At 69.6% G+C, this 18,595-nt stretch carries 16 protein-coding genes; 7 read left to right on the forward strand and 9 right to left on the reverse strand.

From position 1 onward, the window contains the following. Positions 1-156: 156 nt before the first annotated feature. Entirely contained in the window at positions 157-627 is a 471-nt protein-coding gene (locus tag ACZ58V_RS16240; protein ID WP_468191282.1) for a hypothetical protein, read from the forward strand. A gap of 113 nt (positions 628-740) precedes the next feature. Here the strand turns inward: ACZ58V_RS16240 and ACZ58V_RS16245 are convergent, their stop codons facing one another. Then, positions 741-1,508 carry an alpha/beta fold hydrolase gene (locus tag ACZ58V_RS16245; protein WP_471290485.1) on the reverse strand — a complete coding sequence of 256 codons (768 nt, stop codon included), beginning with the start codon at positions 1,506-1,508 and terminating at the stop codon, positions 741-743. 76 nt (positions 1,509-1,584) lie between these two features. Here ACZ58V_RS16245 and ACZ58V_RS16250 point away from each other — a divergent pair, with 76 nt between their 5' ends. Further along, positions 1,585-2,133: a YciI family protein gene (locus ACZ58V_RS16250; protein ID WP_471290696.1), complete on the forward strand. Its 549-nt coding sequence runs from the start codon at positions 1,585-1,587 to the stop codon at positions 2,131-2,133. A 97-nt stretch (positions 2,134-2,230) separates the two neighbouring features. Here ACZ58V_RS16250 and ACZ58V_RS16255 read toward each other — a convergent pair whose 3' ends face one another. Both ACZ58V_RS16255 and ACZ58V_RS16260 read right to left on the reverse strand, forming a co-directional pair. Further along, positions 2,231-2,935, reverse strand: a complete 705-nt coding sequence (locus ACZ58V_RS16255) for a response regulator (RefSeq protein ID WP_471290487.1) — start codon at positions 2,933-2,935, stop codon at positions 2,231-2,233. After that, on the reverse strand, positions 2,932-4,242 hold the full coding sequence (locus ACZ58V_RS16260) for a histidine kinase (protein WP_471290489.1): 1,311 nt from the start codon (positions 4,240-4,242) through the stop codon (positions 2,932-2,934). The genes ACZ58V_RS16255 and ACZ58V_RS16260 overlap by 4 nt, the downstream gene beginning before the upstream one ends. A gap of 216 nt (positions 4,243-4,458) precedes the next feature. On the opposite strand from ACZ58V_RS16260, the gene ACZ58V_RS16265 reads away from it, so the two are divergent. Then, a complete protein-coding gene (locus ACZ58V_RS16265; RefSeq protein WP_468191271.1) occupies positions 4,459-5,166 on the forward strand; it encodes an ABC transporter ATP-binding protein in 708 nt (235 codons plus the stop codon). Then, a complete protein-coding gene (locus ACZ58V_RS16270; RefSeq protein ID WP_471290491.1) occupies positions 5,163-7,511 on the forward strand; it encodes an ABC transporter permease in 2,349 nt (782 codons plus the stop codon). Before ACZ58V_RS16265 ends, ACZ58V_RS16270 begins: the two co-directional genes overlap by 4 nt. Before the next feature lie 59 nt (positions 7,512-7,570). Here ACZ58V_RS16270 and ACZ58V_RS16275 read toward each other — a convergent pair whose 3' ends face one another. Beyond that, positions 7,571-8,332, reverse strand: a complete 762-nt coding sequence (locus ACZ58V_RS16275; RefSeq protein WP_471290493.1) for an intradiol ring-cleavage dioxygenase — start codon at positions 8,330-8,332, stop codon at positions 7,571-7,573. Positions 8,333-8,898: 566 nt separating this feature from the next. On the opposite strand from ACZ58V_RS16275, the gene ACZ58V_RS16280 reads away from it, so the two are divergent. After that, positions 8,899-9,087, forward strand: a complete 189-nt coding sequence (locus tag ACZ58V_RS16280; RefSeq protein WP_471290495.1) for a hypothetical protein — start codon at positions 8,899-8,901, stop codon at positions 9,085-9,087. A 62-nt stretch (positions 9,088-9,149) separates the two neighbouring features. Here the strand turns inward: ACZ58V_RS16280 and ACZ58V_RS16285 are convergent, their stop codons facing one another. Further along, complete coding sequence (locus ACZ58V_RS16285; protein WP_471290497.1) at positions 9,150-9,830, reverse strand: TetR/AcrR family transcriptional regulator; 681 nt, start codon at positions 9,828-9,830, stop codon at positions 9,150-9,152. Between the two features lie 108 nt (positions 9,831-9,938). Here ACZ58V_RS16285 and ACZ58V_RS16290 point away from each other — a divergent pair, with 108 nt between their 5' ends. After that, the gene (locus tag ACZ58V_RS16290) at positions 9,939-10,904 is read left to right on the forward strand and encodes an NAD(P)-dependent alcohol dehydrogenase (protein ID WP_471290499.1); all 966 of its coding nucleotides are present in this window, start codon (positions 9,939-9,941) and stop codon (positions 10,902-10,904) included. Between the two features lie 737 nt (positions 10,905-11,641). After that, positions 11,642-12,622: an arabinan endo-1,5-alpha-L-arabinosidase gene (locus ACZ58V_RS16295; protein ID WP_471290501.1), complete on the forward strand. Its 981-nt coding sequence runs from the start codon at positions 11,642-11,644 to the stop codon at positions 12,620-12,622. Between the two features lie 21 nt (positions 12,623-12,643). Here the strand turns inward: ACZ58V_RS16295 and ACZ58V_RS16300 are convergent, their stop codons facing one another. The 4 genes from ACZ58V_RS16300 to mmsA all read right to left on the reverse strand — a co-directional run bounded on the left by ACZ58V_RS16300 (position 12,644) and on the right by mmsA (position 18,580). Further along, positions 12,644-14,401, reverse strand: coding sequence for a pyridoxal phosphate-dependent aminotransferase (locus tag ACZ58V_RS16300; protein WP_471290503.1), 1,758 nt, complete (start codon positions 14,399-14,401; stop codon positions 12,644-12,646). A 180-nt stretch (positions 14,402-14,581) separates the two neighbouring features. Continuing rightward, the gene (locus ACZ58V_RS16305; protein ID WP_471290505.1) at positions 14,582-15,730 is read right to left on the reverse strand and encodes an aldose epimerase family protein; all 1,149 of its coding nucleotides are present in this window, start codon (positions 15,728-15,730) and stop codon (positions 14,582-14,584) included. 58 nt (positions 15,731-15,788) lie between these two features. Next, on the reverse strand, positions 15,789-17,033 hold the full coding sequence (gene mmsB, locus ACZ58V_RS16310; protein ID WP_468191246.1) for a multiple monosaccharide ABC transporter permease: 1,245 nt from the start codon (positions 17,031-17,033) through the stop codon (positions 15,789-15,791). After that, entirely contained in the window at positions 17,030-18,580 is a 1,551-nt protein-coding gene (gene mmsA / locus ACZ58V_RS16315; protein WP_471290507.1) for a multiple monosaccharide ABC transporter ATP-binding protein, read from the reverse strand. The genes mmsB and mmsA overlap by 4 nt, the downstream gene beginning before the upstream one ends. Between the last annotated feature and the right edge of the window lie 15 nt (positions 18,581-18,595).

An 18,595-nucleotide genomic window follows, 5' to 3' on the forward strand; every position in this document is an offset into this window, starting at 1 on the left:
TATCCAAGAAAGGGCCCCTGATCTGTATGGAATCCCGTCCGAGATGTTCCCTGGTCTCTTGAAGGCCATCGTTCCCGGCTCGGGGAGGGTGCTGTGATTCCCGAAGGTGAGCTTGCACGGACGACCATGCGTCCCGAGAGGGAGCCGCGAGGTCCGTTGGCAGCCTTCTACGTCGAGGTGGAGCGATGGGATGAGACGAGCGAGTTCGCCCGACGAGTCAGAAGCCTCGTCCGGTCAGGGGTTGAAGTCTCAGTGAGGTGTGACTTCGATGCGGATGAGCTCCCAGAAAGCAATGTCCCTTCTTGGGTGAACGAGGAAGGTACCTCGGAGCGGCGACGTTACGCAGAGCTCCGATATGCACTGCATCGCGGATCAGAGGAGTGGACCATGCAGGATCTCCTCTTCTCGTTTGACCCGAGGCAGAGAAGTTGGGAATGGTGGGATGCGACCCAGGCTGGCGGGAATGTGATCCAGGTCTGGGTGGATTCCCGCGGAGAGCCCGTGTTCGCGTGTGACGAGTTGAGATGGATCTGCTACCTCAGCGGTGCCCGATCCATAGTGGGGCCATTGTTGGTTCCACCTGAGATCTGGGAGAGGCAACAGTCGGTCGGCATCTCGTCGGCTTGACGTCTCGCCCGCGAGTAGAGGCCCTGCCACGCTATGTTTGGCAGGGCTTCTACGGTGTGTCATGTATGGGCGTCAACCGTTGTTGACTGGCGTTCGAGGGGTCAGTTCCCGTCTCAGGACGTGAGGGCATTCGCCGTGGCCGCCACGAACGCCTCCGGATTGTCCAGCATGATGTTGTGGCCGCAGTCGGGGATCGCGACGACGGATACGCCGGCTTCCGTGAGGGCCTCGGTGCCCGGCAGAGGGGCGTCCGTCTCGGGGAGCAGGAACGTGCGGGGGATCTTCAGGTTCAGGAGGAACTCGCGCATCGTGGGGGTCGTGCCGCGGGTGAGGTGGAGCGCGCTGCGGTGCAGGGCCTCTCGGCCGGTCAGGCGCATCGTGGACCACCAGTGGGGGCCTACCCGGTCGCGGACCTCCGCCCAGCCGCCCACCAGGAACTCCTCCTCCGAGTAGGAGGCGATGCCGCTGCTGCCCGATGAGCCGGGTGCGCGCCGGATCGGGTCGAGGTTGGCGTCGATCAGGACCAGCCGGGAGACCAGGTGGGGGTGGCGGGCCGCCATGACGATGGCCACCGAGCCGCCCATGCTGTGGGCGATCACTTCGGCGGCGGAGACGCCCGCGGCCGTCAGGGCGTTGGCGAGCGCGTCGGCGTGTGATTCCAGCGTGTAGTCGAAGTGCGTAGGGCGGTCGCTGAGGCCGTGGCCCATGAGGTCCAGGAGCAGGGAGCGGCGGCCGGCCAGGCGAGGATCGACCGCGACTTCCGTGAAGTAGGCCGGTGATGTGGCGCCCAGCCCGTGCACGTAGACACGCGGCGGCTCCTGCCCCGGCAGTTCGACCCAGCGGATTCGGTCGCCCTCGGGCGTTACGGCGGCGCTGCGCACTGTCTGTATCTCCTGCGGTCGCGAGTTGGTCGGGAGATGAGGGTAGTCAGCCGTGGGGATGGCAGGGTCTTGGGTCATGGAGTTCTTCTGCTATCACCGTGACCGGGTCGGATCGCTGCCCTTGCGTGAGGAGTTGGGGGAAGCCCACTGGGCCTATATGGACCAGTACGAGGCGGAGCTGATCGCCCGTGGGCCGACGTTCGCCGATGACGGGGAGACGCCCACCGGCAGTGTGCACATCGTCGATCTGCCGGACTCCGCCGCCGCCCGCGCGTTCGCCTTCGACGAGCCCAACTACCAGGCCGGGGTGTATCGGGACGTGCTGCTGCGGCGGTGGCGCAATCTGCTGGGGCGGACCATGTGGGAGTTTCCCGGCGGCCTGGTCACCGGCAACCGCTACCTCGTGATCGGCCTTGGCCCGGACCCGGAGGCGGATCTTCAAGTTCCCGCTGAGCGGGACGAGCTGATCGCGTACGGTCCGCTCCTGTCCGACGACGGCAAGGCCTGGCTGGGCACGGCGGCGCTGGTGCGGGCGCCGGGTGTGGAGGCGGCGCGTGGGGTGCTGACGGAGGGCCGGTACGCGGACATCGAGGTGCATGCCTGGGAACCCGGCGGGCGGCGGTGACGCCGGGTTCGCTGGGCTCCGTCTCCTGGCTGAGGCAGGCCTGGGCGGCGTCGGAGTGGTCGCGCCGCCGAGGCTGATGCCGATCGCCTTCCCGTCCCTACGGCACCGTCTTCGAAGGCCCCTGGGCGGGCTCGTGTTCGCCTGCGCTGACCAGTCCCGTCTCGTAGGCGACGATGACCGCCTGGACGCGATCACGGAGTCCGAGTTTGGCGAGGATGCGGGTGACGTGGGTTTTGACGGTCGCCTCGGCCAGGTGGAGGCGGGTGGCGAGTTCGGCGTTGCTCAGTCCTCGGGCCAGCAGGCCGAAGACCTCCAGTTCGCGCGGGGTGAGCGAGGCGAGGTCGCGATGGAGAGCGGCGGTGTCGCTGCCGTGCTGGGCGAACCGACGCACGAGGCGGCGGGTGATGGCCGGCGCGAGGAGAGCGTCACCGGTACGGACCGTGCGGACGGCCGAGGCCAGGTGCTCGGGGGTGACGTCCTTGAGGAGGAAGCCGCTGGCCCCGGCGGACAGGGCCGCGTAGACGTACCGATCGAGGTCGAAGGTGGTCAGGATGATGACACGGGGTTCGCCGGGGGCACCGGTGAGGATGCGGCGGGTGGCCTCCAGGCCGTCCATCTCCGGCATCCGGATGTCCATCAGAACCACGTCGGGACGTGTGCGGCGGACCGCTTCGACCGCTTCGGCCCCGTTGGTCGCCTCGGCGACAGTGTCGATGCCGTCGGCGCCGAGGATCATCCGGAAGCCGGTACGGACCAGGGTCTGGTCGTCGGCCAGGAGCACACGCAGCGGCTGCTCGGTCACGGTGCCTCCAGGGGGATCAGGGCTTCGACACGGTAGCCGCCGGTCAGGCGCCGGCCGCTGCTCAGGGATCCGTCGTAGACGGCGAGGCGCTCACGCAGGCCGATCAGGCCCCGTCCGTTTCCGGTTGCCGCGCCCGTGCCCGGGCGTCCACCCGTGTCGGTGACTTCCACCCGAAGCCGCTCCGGTCCGTACTCGACCGTCACGGAGGCGGAGGCGCCGGACGCGTGCTTCACGGTGTTGGTCAGTGCTTCCTGGACCACGCGGTAGACGGCGAGCTCGATGCCGGACGGGATCTCGCCGGGCCGGCCGGTCACGGTCAGGTCGACCGGCAGTCCCGCGTCCCGTACTCGTCCGACGAGCGTGTCCAGCTGGTCCAGACCGGGCTGCGGTGCCAACTCCGCGCCTGCATCGCCCAGTTCCCCGCCCCCGCCCGTCCGCTCGTCCTCGTCGGCCATGGTGAGCAGGCCCATGACGTGCCGCAGTTCGGTCATGGCTGCCCGCCCGCCCGCCTCGACGGCGAGCAGGGCCTCGTCGGCCTGTTCGGGGGCGGACTTCATGATCTTGCGGGCCGCGCCCGCCTGAATGACCATCACGCTGACGTTGTGCGTGACGACGTCGTGCAGTTCGCGAGCGATTCTCGCGCGCTCGTGCTCGACCGCCAGGCGGAGCGCCTCGGCCTGTTCACGTTCCAGGGCGGAGAGCCGGATCCGGCCTTCGTCGGTCCGCAGTTTCCAGGTGCGCAACCCGAGAGCGGCCACGGCCATCGGGACCAGGATCAGCAAGACGACGTATTCGTTGGGGATGACCGGTGTCACCGAGTTCCCCGAGGTGCCGACCAGGACGACCGACACCGGCAGCGCCGCCAGGGCCGCCACTCGGCGCGGGCTGTACACGGCGGCGCTGTACACGGCGATGACGAACGCGTAGAAGGTCAGCCGCAGGACGCTCTGCGGTGTCGCCAGCGTCGCGGCCGTGACGACGAACAGCACGGTGAGCGGGTAGCGGCGGCGCAGCGCCAGGGCACCTGAGGCGATGACCGCGAGGGTCACCATGAAAGCCATGCCTCCGGGGCCGGACGGGCGTGGCACGGAGTACTCCACCCCGGGTGCGATCTCCCGCACCACGACGTTGTTCGTGTTGTCGATGCCGTAGTAGACCGTGGTGATGCCGAGCGTCAGCGCCAGCAGAACGTCGAACTGCCAGGCGCGACGGCTGAGTCGCAGCGGCGGACCGGTCGGGGCTCTGCCGTCGCGGACCGCCTCGCGGGCCACCACCCCCAGCCGCTCGAGCGTCGTACGCACGGTCATCACCGGTTCATTGTCGCCGCTGCCTGAACCCTCGGAATCCGCCTCAGTGGTCAATTCCCGGCACCTCGCGTACATCGTGCGCCTACATCGCAAGGATGACGTTCCGGCGGATCAATCCGACGCGGTACGGCAAGGGGTTCGGGCGGCCGACGCGCACGGGGCGGGTGCGCTCCTAGCGTCCCAGGGGTCTGATGCCCGCGTCGAAGGAGCCCTCTCATGACCGTGCCGGCGATCGAACTGCGCGAGGTGAGCCGCCGATACGACGACGGCCCGCCCGCTCTGCACGCGGCATCGCTGACCGTGCAGCCCGGCGAGGCCGTCGCGATCGTCGGCCCTTCCGGCAGCGGCAAGTCCACGCTGCTCAATCTGATCGCGGGCCTGGACCGGCCCGACACGGGGACCGTCACCGTGGACGGGTCGCGGGTGGACCGGCTGGGCGAAGCCGGACTGGCGCTCTACCGGCGGTCGAAGATCGGCATGGTCTTCCAGTTCTTCAACCTGCTCGACGATCTGACTGTCACCGACAATGTCGCTCTGCCCGCGCGCCTCGCGGGTATGGCACGTGGCGCGGCAGACCGCCGGGCGGCGGAACTCCTGGAACTGCTGGGCATCGACCGGCACGCCCGCGCCTGTCCGGGGCGGCTGTCCGGCGGCGAGCGGCAGCGCGTCGCGGTGGCCCGGGCGTTGATGAACCGGCCGGCGCTGCTCCTGGCCGACGAACCGACCGGGGCCCTGGACACGGCCGCCGGACAGGACGTCAGCAGGCTGCTCACCGGCCTCAACGCCGAGGGCCAGACCATCGTCGTGGTCACCCACGACCTGGCTCTGGCCCGGTCCTGCACGAACCGCACGGTCCGGATTGCCGATGGCCGGATCACCGACGACGTCCGGTCGCGGGCCGTAGCCCCGGAGGCCGTCCGATGAGTGCGCTCGGCAAGGTGGTGCGCTCGGGGGTGGCACGACGCCGGGTGCAGACGCTGGTGATCGGGCTCGCCACGATGATGGCGGTGGCCGCCTCCGTTCTCGGCGGATCGTTGCTCGTGGTCTCCGGCGCGCCCTTCGACGACGCCTTCGCGGGGCAGCACGGCGCGCATCTGTCCGTGCAGTTCGACGCGGGCAAGGTGAGCGCCGGGCGCCTGTCGGAGTCCAAGGACGCCGAAGGGGTGAGCAGTGCGGCCGGGCCGTTCCGTACGGCGACGGTCACCCCGCGGCCGGATGGGCCGAACCCGGGGTGGCCGATGACCGTGGTCGGCCGGGGCGACCCCGGCCGGGACGTGGACGAGGTGACGCTGCTCGACGGGCGGTGGCCCACGCGCGCCGGTGAGATCGTGCTGTCCGCCGGCTCCTCGCTCATTCCGACCCCGGGTATGAGGATCGCCTTCCCCGATCTGCCCGGCGGGCCGACGCTGACGGTGGTCGGTGTGGCCCGCTCGGTCACGCAGACCGCTGACGCCTGGGTGGTTCCGTCCCAGATGCCGGCGCTCACCGTGCCCGGCAGCGGCGGCTACCAGATGCTCTACCGCTTCACCGACGCGGGCACCGCCGCGCAGATCACCGCGGGCGGCAAGGCCGTGACGGAATCCCTGCCACCGGGAACGGCCGTCGGCCAACAGTCATGGCTCACCGTCAAGAAGTCCGCCGAGCGCGACACCGCCGTCTACGTCCCGTTCCTCGTCGCGTTCGGCGCCCTGGGCCTGGTCATGTCGGTGCTCATCGTCGGCAACGTCGTCGCGTCGGCCGTGGGCACGGGGACGCGCCGCATCGGGATCCTCAAGGCCATCGGCTTCACTCCGTCCCAGGTCGTACGGGCCTACGTGGGCCAGGCGCTGATCCCGGCGGCCGTCGGCACCGCCCTCGGTGTCCTCGCGGGCCACCTGCTCGCCGTCCCCGTACTGGCCGAGACCGAGGAGGTCTACGGCACCTCGTCCCTGGCCATCGCCCCCTGGGTCGACCTGGCGGTGATCGCCGGGGTGCTCGGCCTGGTGGCGGCGACCGCGTGGGCCAGTGCCTGGCGGGCCGGCCGGCTGCGTACGGTCGACGCGCTCGCCGTCGGTCGTACCGCTTCGGCGGGGCGCGGCCGGTGGGCGGCCCGCCTGGCCGGACGGCTGCCGTTGCCGCGGCCGGTCGCCCTGGGCCTGGCCCGGCCCTTCGCGCGGCCCGGCCGTGCGCTGGCCATGGGCACGGCGATCCTGTTCGGCACCATCGCCGTCACGTTCACCGTGGGGATGGTCGCCTCGCTCGGCCAGGTGATGAAGGCCAAGGCCCACGACACCGCCGATGTCACCGTGCCCGCGCCCTTGCCGGACTTCGGACCCCAAGTCCCTGGCCGCGAGCAGCAGCCCAGGGCCGATCCCGCCGCGGTCGCCGCGGCCGTCAAGGCCGAAGCCGGAACCGGGAAGTACTACCGCGCCGCGACGGTACGGGCGACCGTGTCCGGCCTGACCGGCACGGTCGACGTGATCGCCTTCACCGGCGACGCCTCCTGGGGCGGCTACACGATGGTCTCGGGCCGCTGGATCGACAAGCCCGGCGAGGCCGTGGTCCCCACCCCCTTCCTGGCCACCACCGGCACCCGCGTCGGCGACACCGTCACCCTGACCGGCCTGGCCGAGCCGGTCACGGTCCGGATCGTCGGCGAAGTCCTGGACCCCCGCAACGACGGCAGGCAGGTCTTCACCGACGCCTCGACCCTCACGGCCGCACGTCCCGACCTGACGGAGACGAGCCATCACATCGCGCTCACCTCAGGCACCGACGTGAGCGGCTACGTGGACGCGCTGAACAAGGACCTGGCACCGCTGGGGGCCACCGCCCAGGCCGGCGGGCTCGGCGCCGGCGGCGACATGGTCGTCACCCTCAACGCGCTGTCCGTGCTACTCACGTTGATGCTCGTCGCCGTCGCCGCGCTCGGCGTGCTCAACGGCGTACTGCTCGACACCCGTGAGCGCGTCCGCGAGATCGGTGTCCACAAGGCGCTCGGCATGACTCCCCGGCAGACCATCGCGATGGTCCTCACCTCGGTCGTCGTGACCGGACTGGCCGCGGGCGCACTGGGCGTGCCGCTCGGCGTGACCCTGCACGGCTGGGTCCTGCCGGCGATGGGCGACAGCGTGGGGCTCCGCCTCCCCGATTCCGTCATCGCCGTCTACCACGGGGCCGAACTGCTCCCGCTCACAATCGGCGGCCTGGTCATCGCCACCCTGGGTGCGCTCCTGCCGGCCGGCTGGGCCGCCAGGGCCCGAACCGCCACGGCCCTGCGCACCGAATAAGATGTCGGGCTCACATGGGGGCCGCCCGCTGTGCGAGCGGCCCCTGCCGTGCCTGTTGGTCAGCCCTGCTCAACGCCCAATGTCAGCGCACCCGCGTACCCCGCCGACGTCGTGCTGCCGAGGGGCGTGAGGGTGAGCAGGCCCGATGCCGCGCCGCCCTCGTCGTAGATGGAGTCCTGGGCCAGGGTGGTGCGGGGGACCGTGTTGACCTTGTACGCGGCGAGGGCCGCGACCCTGGTCGTGATCGTTTCGCTGAAGAAGAGCTGGCCGGTGTGGAGTTCCTCGCCGCCGGTGAAGGAGCCGTCGGGGGTCAGGGTGACGTCCGTGTGGACCTTGATGTGGATGTGCACGCAGCGGCCCCGGTACCAGCCCGGGTAGATCGTGGTGATCTTCGCGACGCCGCCTGAGTCGGTGAGGACGCCACCGCGCAGGAACGTGCCGTTGTCCGGCTCGTCGTGGCCGTTGTTGCCCACGAAGCCGGAGTACTCGCCGAGCGCGTCCGAGTGCCAGATCTCGACCAGGGCGTTCTTGAGCGGGACGCAGGTGTCGTCGTCCACGACCGTGAGCGTCAGGTTCAGGGGGATGCCCGTCTTGTCCTCGCTGATGTCCGAGCGGACGTACTGCCCGTCGAGGTAGTACGGGCCTTCGGTCATCTCCTTGGTGAGGGTGCAGACGGCGGTGGCGGCCACGGGGGTTGCGGCGGTCGGTGTGTTGGAGGCAGCTGCGCCTACGGCCAGGGCAGCTGCGGTGGCACCCGTGGCCAGGAGCACGGTACGGCGGCCGATGGGGTTGGGTTCGGGTGTCTCTGAGGCGTCTGTCATGAACACGGCACCATAGGGAGGTCAGCTGTCGAGGAGCTGTGAGTTCGGCAAAGTGATGTACCGTCAAGTGCCTTGTCGGACAGGGGGTTTGTGAGGTGCTGGTGAGGCCGCCCGCTTCTCGGCAGTGTCGTGCTTCCGCGAGGGAGAGAAGCGAGCGGGCGGCCGGGGGAGGAGCGGGTTGCCCGGGCGGTCGGGCCCCTCGGCCGGCGGTGTGGTCGCTCGGCTTTGCGGGGCGCGTGAGGGGGGTGGCGGCACGCCGGGCGGGCATAGCGGCTGTCGACCGGTGGGTGTGCGGGCACGCCGCGCGGACTTGGCGGCCGTCGACCGGCGGGCGGCTGCGGGGCGAGCAGCGGTCGGAGCGTTTGGGCCGCCTGTGAGGAGCAATGGCCAGGTCAGGTGCCTTGAGGTGGAGGCGGTGGAAGCCCAAACGCTCCTATGGCAGCGGCGTACCCGGCAACGGCGTTCCTGGCAGCGGTGCCGGTGCCCGCTTGCCGGGCCTTTCTGCCGACGCCGGGTGAGCCGCCTGAGAGGATGGCGCGGACCATCACGAGAAATAGGGGTCGAGCATGCTCGTGCTCATACTGTCGGTCGTCGTTCTGCTCGTCATCGGCGGCTGCGTATGCGTCTTCTGGGCGGCCCGGGGTGACGCCCCGCGCTGGGCACGGGGTGTGGCCAAAGCGACGCTGCTCGGCAGCGAACTGACCCGCAGTGCGAGCCGGAGTTCCCGCTCACAGCAGAGTGGCGGGGACGACTAGGGCCTGTTGCGAAAGTGGCGCTGTCGCAAAGGGCGGGCCACGCGGGCAGGCGCCGCTTCGCATCAGGCTCTGGAGGGCCGCTGTCCCTGGGAGCCGTCGGCCGCGAGCGGAAGACTGCGCAGCGACAGTGCGCTCGGCGCCGGCAGCGCTCCGTGGGCCGCCTCGGCGCGGAACGACTGGAGCAAGTACGCCACCAGGCGCCGGGACGCCGCACGGTCACCTGGCAGTGCGGTGACCAGGCCGCAGTGGGACAACAGGGCTACGGCAAAGTCGGAGGGGTGGAAGTCGGCCCGCAGCGCGCCCGCCGCCTGAGCCCTGCGGACCAGGGTCATGAAGTCCCGCTCGGCCTGTTCCCGTAGCCGCGCGTGTTCTCGCGTGCTGTCCGGAAAGGCCGCGACGAACGCGGCCGGGAAGCCCCTTTCCTCCCGTTGTAGTTCGCAGACTGTCTCGACCAGCCGCTGGAAGCCCTGCCACGGATCGGGGTCGGCCAGCGCCTCGGTGAGCGCCCGAGCACAGATGTCCATCTGGTGCGCGAACGCGGCCCGCACCAGGGCGTCCCGCGTCGGGAAACGCCGGTACAGCGTCGCCACGCCGACCCCCGCCCGTCGGGCCACGGTCGCCATGGGCGCGTCGATGCCGTGCTCGGCGAAGACCACGCGGGCAGCCGAGAGGATGCGCCGCCGGTTGCGCCGGGCGTCCGCCCGCAGACTGTCCTGCCCCGCGATCCGAGAGGATTCCCCCACCGCTCTCTCTCACCTCCGGTCAAATGGACGATCTCGTCCGCTTGCCAGCCTACGCTCGGCGCCACGATCCCCCGCACGGCCACTGGTGGCGAAGGTGAGAACCCAACGATGGACGACCGCACGATGAAAGCCGTACTGTTCGACCGCTTCGGCGGCCCCGAGGTGCTGTATGTGGGCCGGGTGCCACGTCCCGGACCGGCACCCGGCGAGGTCCTCGTGCGCGTGCGCGCGTTCAGCGTGAACGGCGGCGAACTGGCGGCCCGTTCCGGTCGGGCCCGCCTCCTCACCGGCCGGAAGTTCCCGCAGCGCATCGGGCTGGACTTCACTGGCGAGATCGCCGCACTCGGCACCGGCGCGACCGGCGTAGCGGTCGGCGACCAGGTGTGGGGCGTCCTGGGCCGCAGCTCCGGATTCGGCAGCGCTGCCGAGTACGTGACGGTACGGCCCGAGCGGCTCGGCCGGGTCCCGGACGGACTGGACCTCGTGGCCGCCGCCGCGCTGCCGGTGGCCACCACGGCCATCACGGCCCTCCGCGACAAGGCAGCACTGCGCCCCGGCGAACGGCTGCTCGTACGGGGCGCGGCGGGCGGCGTCGGCAACGCCGCCGTCCAGCTCGGACAGGCGTACGGCGCCGAGGTCACGGCCCTGGCCCGCGCTGCCAACCTCGACTTCGTCCGCACGCTCGGCGCCCACCACGCCGTCGACCACCGGGCCGTGTCCCCTGCGCAACTGGGACTGTTCGACGTGGTCCTCGACACGGCGGGCACCGACCTGCGTACCGTACGGCGGATGCTGAAGCCGGGCGGACGCATGGTCACCATCGCCTTCGACCTGACGCGGCCCGTCGCCTCGCTGGGCTACATCGCGGCCAGCGCCGTGCACGGACGCGGCCGGGTGCGCTTCTTCAGCGGCAACCCCGAACGTGCGCTCTTCGACGACCTCGCCCGCCAGGTGGCAGAGGGGAAGCTGCGGCCGGCGGTGGACACGGTCTTCCCGCTGGAAGAGACAGCGGCGGCACACCGGGCGCTGGAGGCGGGCGGGGTGCGGGGCAAGTACGTGGTCAGGGTCGACTAGGGTTTGTTGGGAAGGTGCTGGTCACAGCCACTCGTTGAGGACTGCGACCAACAGGGTCGCCTCGTAGCGGGCGGCGAGCTTGCCGTATCTCGTGGCCACGGCCCGGTGGCGCTTGAGGCGGTTGATCCCGCACTCGACGGCATGCCGCTCGCGGTAGTCGGTTTCGTCGAACTTCGGCGGCCGACCGCCTCGGGAGCCGAGCTTCTGGCGGTTGCGGACGCGGTCGGCGGGGACTGGGATGGTCGCCTTGATCCCGCGTCTGCGCAGGTGCCGAGTGGCCGTGGAAGCACGACACTGCCAAAGAAGCGGGCGGTCTCGACAGTTACTTGGTGGCGTGTGTGAGGAAAGCCGCCCAAGTGGTGGGGGAGAGGGTGAGCTGGGGGCCCTGCCCTCTCCGGCGCCGCGCAGGGAGGTGAGGATGCCGTCCACGAGGTGTATCTGAAACTGGCCTCGCGGCCGCGGAAGTTCCTGGAGCCTCCGGAGCCCGCCGCGTACGCCTTCTCCGCGCTGGCGAGCACGACCCCCCTGTCCAGCCTCGATCGTTCAGCGCGGCCCTAAACGGCCTCTCGACGGATCTTCAACGGATCTCCCAGGCCGGTCACACCTGTTGCTGCGCGGACCATTGACGCGCAAGAGGTTCGATTCTACGGTCCCGTTCGAACTTGCGATCGCTGTTCGAAATATCGGTCAGTGCTGTCACCCCCACCGCAAGCACCCCCACCGCAAGGAGGACCCGCATGAGCCGCTCCGTCCTGCGCAAGAGAACCGCCCTGTTCGCCCTCCCCGCCGCGTTCCTGCTCGCCCTCGTCCCGGGCACGGCGTCCGCGTACCCCAACCCGGGCCGCGTCACCGGTGACATCGTCACCTACGACCCGTCGATGATCCGCACCTCGTCCGGCCAGTACCTGCTCTATGCCACCGGCGGCGGCATCGCCAACAAGACGTCCACCGACCGCACCGCCTTCCGGAACGGCGCGGACGCCTTCTCCAGCCGGCCGAGTTGGTGGCGGAACTACTCCTCCGTGCCGGAGGCCTGGGCGCCGGACATCTCGTACCACGGCGGCAAGTACCTGATGTACTACTCCGTCTCGAAGTTCGGCTCGAACACGTCCGCCATCGGCCTCGCGACCTCCAGCACCGGCCAGCCCGGAAGCTGGACCGACCAGGGCACCGTCTACACGTCGAACTCCTCCAGCGACTTCAACGCCATCGACCCGAACCTCTTCGTCAACGACGACGGCAAGTGGTGGCTGTCCTTCGGCAGTTGGTGGACCGGGATCAAGATGATCCAGATCAACCCGTCCACCGGGAAGCAGCTCTCCTCCAACACCACCCGCCACTCGCTGGCCTCCCGCCCCACCGGGACCAAGGCCGTCGAGGCGCCCTTCATCGTCAAACGGGGCGGCTACTACTACCTCTTCGCCTCGTACGACACCTGCTGCGCCGGCACCGGCTCGACGTACAAGGTCAAGGTCGGCCGCGCCTCCAGCATCACGGGACCGTACGTCGACAGGAACGGCGTCTCGATGATGAACAACGGCGGCACGCCCGTCCTGGAGTCACACGGCAACGTCATCGGACCCGGCGGACAGTCGATCATGAAGGACGTCGACGGCGACCTGATCGTCTACCACTACTACGACGGCAACGACAACGGCACACCCAAGCTGGGCATCAACCTCCTGAACTGGAGCAGCGGATGGCCGGTCGCCTATTGATGTCGCTACGGCGAGACGGTCCTACCCCGCAGCCCCCATCCCCGCCGCGTTGGGCCAGGCCTGGGTGCCCGGCCAGCCTGTGGCCGGTGCGGGGGACAAGCCGTTCGTGCCCCTGACCTGAGCGGCCGTCAGCCCGCCCCGGGCGGGAACGCCCGGCGGGGTGGGCCCAGCAGCGGCCGGTGCGGGCGCCGGTGTGGGCAGGGGAGCCGGCGCCGGAGCAGGGGCCGGCGCCGGGGCTGGGGTGGGAACCGGTGCCGGTGCCGGGGCCTGGGCCACGGGTGCCAGCGGCTGCTGGACCGGTGCGGCCATGGGCTGCGGAGCGGGCTGCGGCACCTGCTGGGGTACGGGCTGCGGCACAGCTTGTGGCATCTGCTGCTGGCCCATCTGACCCAGCTGCGTCATCTGGCCCATCTGTGCCGCCGCCGGCATCGGCATCCCGCCGCCCGCGCCCGCCGGCATGGCGGACGCGGCGGCGGGGAGCGGCATGCCGGTGCCGGCGGCAGCCGGGGCCGCGGCGGGCCCCGGACCACCGAAACCGGTGGCCTGAGCGGCGAGCCCGCGCATGCCCGACCCGTTGGTCTCGCTCACCAGGCGGTCCACGGCCGCCGTACCCGAGCTGTAGCTGGTCCCGTTGCCCAGCTCCGGTACGGCGGCTCCCCTCCTGGACGTCCCGTAGAGCACCTGTTCCAGGCCGGACACCAGGCGACGCACGTCCACCTGGGGGCGCACGACGAGACGCAGGAAGCGGCTGGACGAGCCGATCTTGTTGCCGCACTCGCGGACCAGGATCCGGTGCTCGGTGAGCATCCTGTCCCGGACCACGGTGCCCTCGGCGCCCACGGGGAGGCGCACGAAGAGGAAGTTGCCCTGCGACGGGTAGACCGTCAGCCCGGGCAGGGAGGAGAGCTGGCTGGCCATGTCGAGCCGGTCGCGGCGCACCTGCTGGAGGCTCTGCGCGTACTCGGCGCCGTGCTCCTTGAGCATGAACACCACATGCTCGGCGAAGGAGTTGAGGTTCCACTTCGGCAGCATCGAGCGAACCCGGCCCGCGAGCGCCGGGTTGGCGACGAGGTAGCCGAAGCGGATGCCGTGCAGGCCGAAGTTCTTGCCGAGGCTGCGCAGCACGATGACGTTGGGCCGCAGCATGGCCTCCTGGACGACGGACGGCTCGGCCTCGGCGTCCGCGAACTCCAGGAACGACTCGTCGATGACGACCAGGTCGAGATCGGCCATGGCGTCCATGAACTGCACGATGGCGTGCTTGTGGAGGAAGCCGCCGTCGGGGTTGTTGGGGTTGCAGATCACCGCGACACGCGTGCCCCGGGCGCGGATGAACTCGGCGTACTGCGCGAGGTCGAGGGCGAAGCCGCTGGACTCCTGGAGTGGGAACATGTCGACCCGCTTGCCGGTCTCCATGGGCTGGTCGGTCCAGCGGCCGAAGGTGGGGACGGGGATGGCGAGGGACTCGCGGACCAGCAGGTGGTCGATCCAGGTGATGAGCTCGGTGGAGCCGTTACCCATGGCCACGCACTGCGGCGGCAGCTGGAGCAGGCTGCACAGTTCGGCCGTGATGGTGTCGGCGCCGCTCGGGTAGTACGTGATGATGTCGCGGAGTCTGGCCGACATGTCGTCGAACATGGCCGGGGTGGGGAAGTACGGGTTGCAGGGGATACAGAAGTCCACCGGCCCGGCGCCTTCGCCGCCCTCACGTGTCAACGCCGCCATCGACGGGCTGTGCGCCGCGGTACTGCGGAACAGCGACGTGACGTTGTCGGCCATGGAACCTCCGTATGAGGCGGGTCCGTTGGGGACGGCCGGACCCGACGTTTAAGGGCGGCCCGCGCGGGGGAGCGCGGGCCGCCCATAGATACGGAGGCTGTGGTGACACTGTTCAACCGTTGGGAATACGGCCAGAACTTGTGTCCTACCTGTGAAGGCTTGTCAGTGGCGCCACAGACATCAGCAGCCGAACGTGTGGACCGTCGTCGTCCGGTACGTCTGCCCGGGCCGCAGCACCGTCGACGGGAACTTCGGCTTGTTCGGCGAGTCCGGGAAGTGCTGCGTCTCCAGGCAGAGCGCGTCGCCCTGCCGGTAGGTGCGGCCGGACGGGCCGGTCAGCGTGCCGTCGAGGAAGTTGCCGGAGTAGAACTGCAGGCCCGGCTCGTTCGTGGCGATCTTCAGGGTGCGGCCGGAGGCCGGGTCGCGCAGGGTGGCGACATGCTCGGGCCGGGCGGTGAGGCCCTTGTCGAGGACCCAGTTGTGGTCGAAGCCCTTGGCGGTCACCAGCTGGGGGTGCGCGACGCGGATGTCCCGGCCGATCGGCTTGGCACGGCCGAAGTCGAAGGGCGTGCCCGCGACCTTGGCCAGCTCGCCCGTGGGGATCAGGCCCGCGTCGGTGGGCGTGTAGCGGGAGGCGGCGATCTGGAGCTCGTGGTCCTCGATCGTGCCGCTGCCCTCGCCGGCGAGGTTCCAGTAGACGTGGCTGGTGAGGTTGACGACGGTGGCCTTGTCGGTGGTGGCCTCGTAGTCGATGCGCCAGTCGCCGTGCCGGGTGAGCGTGTACGTCACCTTCGTCTTGAGCGTGCCCGGGTAGCCCATCTCGCCGTCGACGCTCGTGTAGTACAGGTGCAGACCGACGTCGGAGCCCTTGGTGAACGGCTCGATGTCCCACACGCGCTTGTCGAAGCCCTTGGCGCCGCCGTGCAGGCTCTGCTCGCCGTCGTTGACGGAAAGCTGGTAGTCCTTGCCGTCGAGGGTGAACTTGCCCTTGCCGATGCGGTTGCCGTAGCGGCCGATCAGCGCGCCGAAGTACGGGCTCTTGGCGACGTAGTCCTCGACGTTGTCGAAGCCCGCGGAGACGTTGGCGTAGCGGCCGCGGCGGTCGGGGATCTCCAGCGACTGGACGATGCCGCCGTAGGAGAGGACCTTCAGGCGGGTGCCGCCGTTCTCCAGGGACCAGCTGTAGATCTTGGTGCCGTCGGCGAGCTTGCCGAAGAGCGTCTTCACCGGCTTCCTGCCTCCCGTGGCGTGCGCCGTGCCGCCGAGGGTGGTGGCGGCTATGCCCGCCGCCGCTGCTCCGGCGATGACCGTGCGTCTGTTCAGTTCCATGCGTGCGGCTCCCGTATAAGGAGAGGGCCCCGCCTTCCCGGCGGGGCCCCGATCTGACTTACGAACCGACCTTGCGCTTGTTCCACACGTCGAACCCGACCGCCGCCAGCAGGACCAGGCCCTTGATGACCTGCTGCCAGTCGGTGCCGATGCCGACGAGGTTCATACCGTTGTTCAGCACGCCCAGGACCAGGCCGCCGATGATCGCGCCGAGCACGGTGCCGACACCGCCGCTCATCGACGCACCGCCGATGAACGAGGCCGCGATCGCCTCCAGCTCGAAGTTGAGGCCGGCCTTGGGAGAGGCCGCGTTGAAGCGGGCGGCGAAGACCAGACCCGCCAGGGCCGCGAGCATGCCCATGTTCAGGAAGACCAGGAAGGTGACCTTCTTGTCCTTCACACCCGACAGCTTGGCCGCGGGCAGGTTGCCGCCGATCGCGTAGATGTGACGGCCGATGATCGCGTTGCGCATCACGTAGCCGAAGCCGACGAGCAGCACACCCAGGATGAGCAGCACGATCGGGGCGCCCTTGTAGCTGGCCAGCAGCATCGTCAGCGTGAGGATGGCGGCGCCGATCGCGACCAGCTTCAGCAGGAACAGCTTGGCGGGCGGGACGTCCAGGTTGAACTCCTGCTGCCGCTTGCGGTCACGGACCTCCTGGAAGATCACGAAGGCGATCATCGCGAAGCCCAGCAGCAGGGTCAGGTTGTGGTAGTTGGTCGTCGGACCGACCTCGGGCAGGAACCCGTTGGCGACCTTCTGCAGGCCCTCCGGGAACGGGCCGAGCGTCTGGCCCTCCAGGAAGATCTCGGTCAGACCGCGGAAGATCAGCATGCCCGCCAGGGTCACGATGAACGACGGTATGCCGCCGTACGCGATGAAGAACCCTTGGACGGCGCCCGCGACCGCGCCCACGGCCAGGCACAGCACCACGGCGAGGGGCCAGGGCAAGTCCTGTTTGACCATGAACACGGCGGCCATCGACCCGACGAACGCCGTCAGCGATCCGACCGACAGGTCGATGTGGCCAGCGATGATGACCAGCATCATGCCGATCGCGAGGATCAGGATGTAGCTGTTCTGCAGCACCAGGTTGGAGACGTTGCGCGGCAGCAGCAGGTCGCCGTCGGTCCACACGGCGAACAGGACCACGATCAGGCCGAGGGCGAACAGCATGCCGTACTGCCGCATGTTGCGGCGCATACCGTCCAGCATCAGCTGCAGCAGTCCGGTGCCCGTGGCCTCCCCTCCCTTGCCGGTCGGCGCCGGGGCCGGCGTCTTGGCGGTCACGTCCGTGCTCATCGGGATACCTCTTTGTCCTTCGTCATCTGACGCATCAGCGATTCCTGGGAGGCCTCGGCCCTTGAGAACTCACCGGTCAGCCGCCCCGCGGCCATCGTGTAGATGCGGTCGCACATGCCGAGCAGTTCGGGCAGCTCGGAGGAGATGAAGACGACCGCCTTGCCCTGGGCGGCCAGCTGGTCGATGACCGTGTAGATCTCGTACTTGGCACCGACGTCGATACCGCGGGTCGGCTCGTCAAGGATCAGCACGTCCGGACCCGAGAAGATCCACTTGCTGAGGACGACCTTCTGCTGGTTGCCGCCGGACAGCTTGCCCACCGGCTCGAAGACGGTCGGCGCCTTGATGTTCATGGACTTGCGGAAGCCCTCGGCGACCTGCCGCTCCTCGTGCTCGTCGACCACACCGCGCTTGGCGACCTTGCCCAGGGCGCTGAGCGAGATGTTCCGGTTGATGGTGTCGATGAGGTTGAGGCCGTAGTGCTTGCGGTCCTCGGTGACATACGCGATGCCGTGCTTGATCGCCTGGGGCACGGTCTTCGTACGGATCTCGGTGCCGTCCTTGAGGACCGTGCCCGCCGCGTACCGGCCGTACGTCCGCCCGAAGACGCTCATCGCCAGTTCGGTGCGGCCGGCTCCCATCAGGCCCGCGATGCCGACGATCTCGCCGCGCCGCACCTGGAGCGACACGTCGTCGACGACCTTGCGCTGCTGGTCGATCGGGTGGTGCACGGTCCAGTCCCGGATCTCCAGGGCGGGCGCCACGCCCTCCTCGGGCTGGTGCGGCGACCGCTCCGGGAAGCGGTTCTCCAGGTCGCGCCCGACCATGCCGCTGATGATCCGGTCCTCGGTGGTCTCCGCCGCCTTCACATCGAGGGTCTCGATGGTCTGGCCGTCGCGGATGATCGTCACCGAGTCGGCGACCTTGCGGATCTCGTTGAGCTTGTGGGAGATGATGATCGAGGTGATGCCCTGCTTCTTCAACTCCAGGATGAGATCCAGGAGTTTGCCGCTGTCCTCGTCGTTCAGCGCGGCGGTCGGCTCATCCAGGATGAGCAGCTTCACCTTCTTCGACAGGGCCTTCGCGATCTCCACGAGCTGCTGCTTGCCCACGCCGATGTCGGCGACGCGGGTGTCCGGGTGGTCGGTGAGACCGACCCGGCGCAGCAGTTCGGTGGCGTGCCGCAGGGTCTCGGTCCAGCTGATGATCCCGCGGGTGGCGTGCTCGTTGCCGAGGAAGATGTTCTCCGCGAGGGAGAGGTAGGGCACCAGGGCCAGTTCCTGGTGGATGATCACGATGCCGCGCTCTTCGCTGGCCCGGATGTCCTTGAACTGGCAGACCTCTCCCTCGAAGAGGATGTCGCCCTCGTAGGTGCCGTGCGGGTGGACGCCGGAGAGGACCTTCATCAGGGTCGACTTGCCGGCGCCGTTCTCCCCGCAGATGGCGTGGACCTCGCCCTGCCGGACGTTCAGCGTGACGTCCGAGAGCGCCTTGACGCCGGGAAAGGTCTTGACGATCGAGCGCATTTCCAGGACGGGTCCCGCCATGGTCGTGCCTTCCAA

It is taken from the genome of Streptomyces sp. NPDC040589, assembly GCF_055594445.1.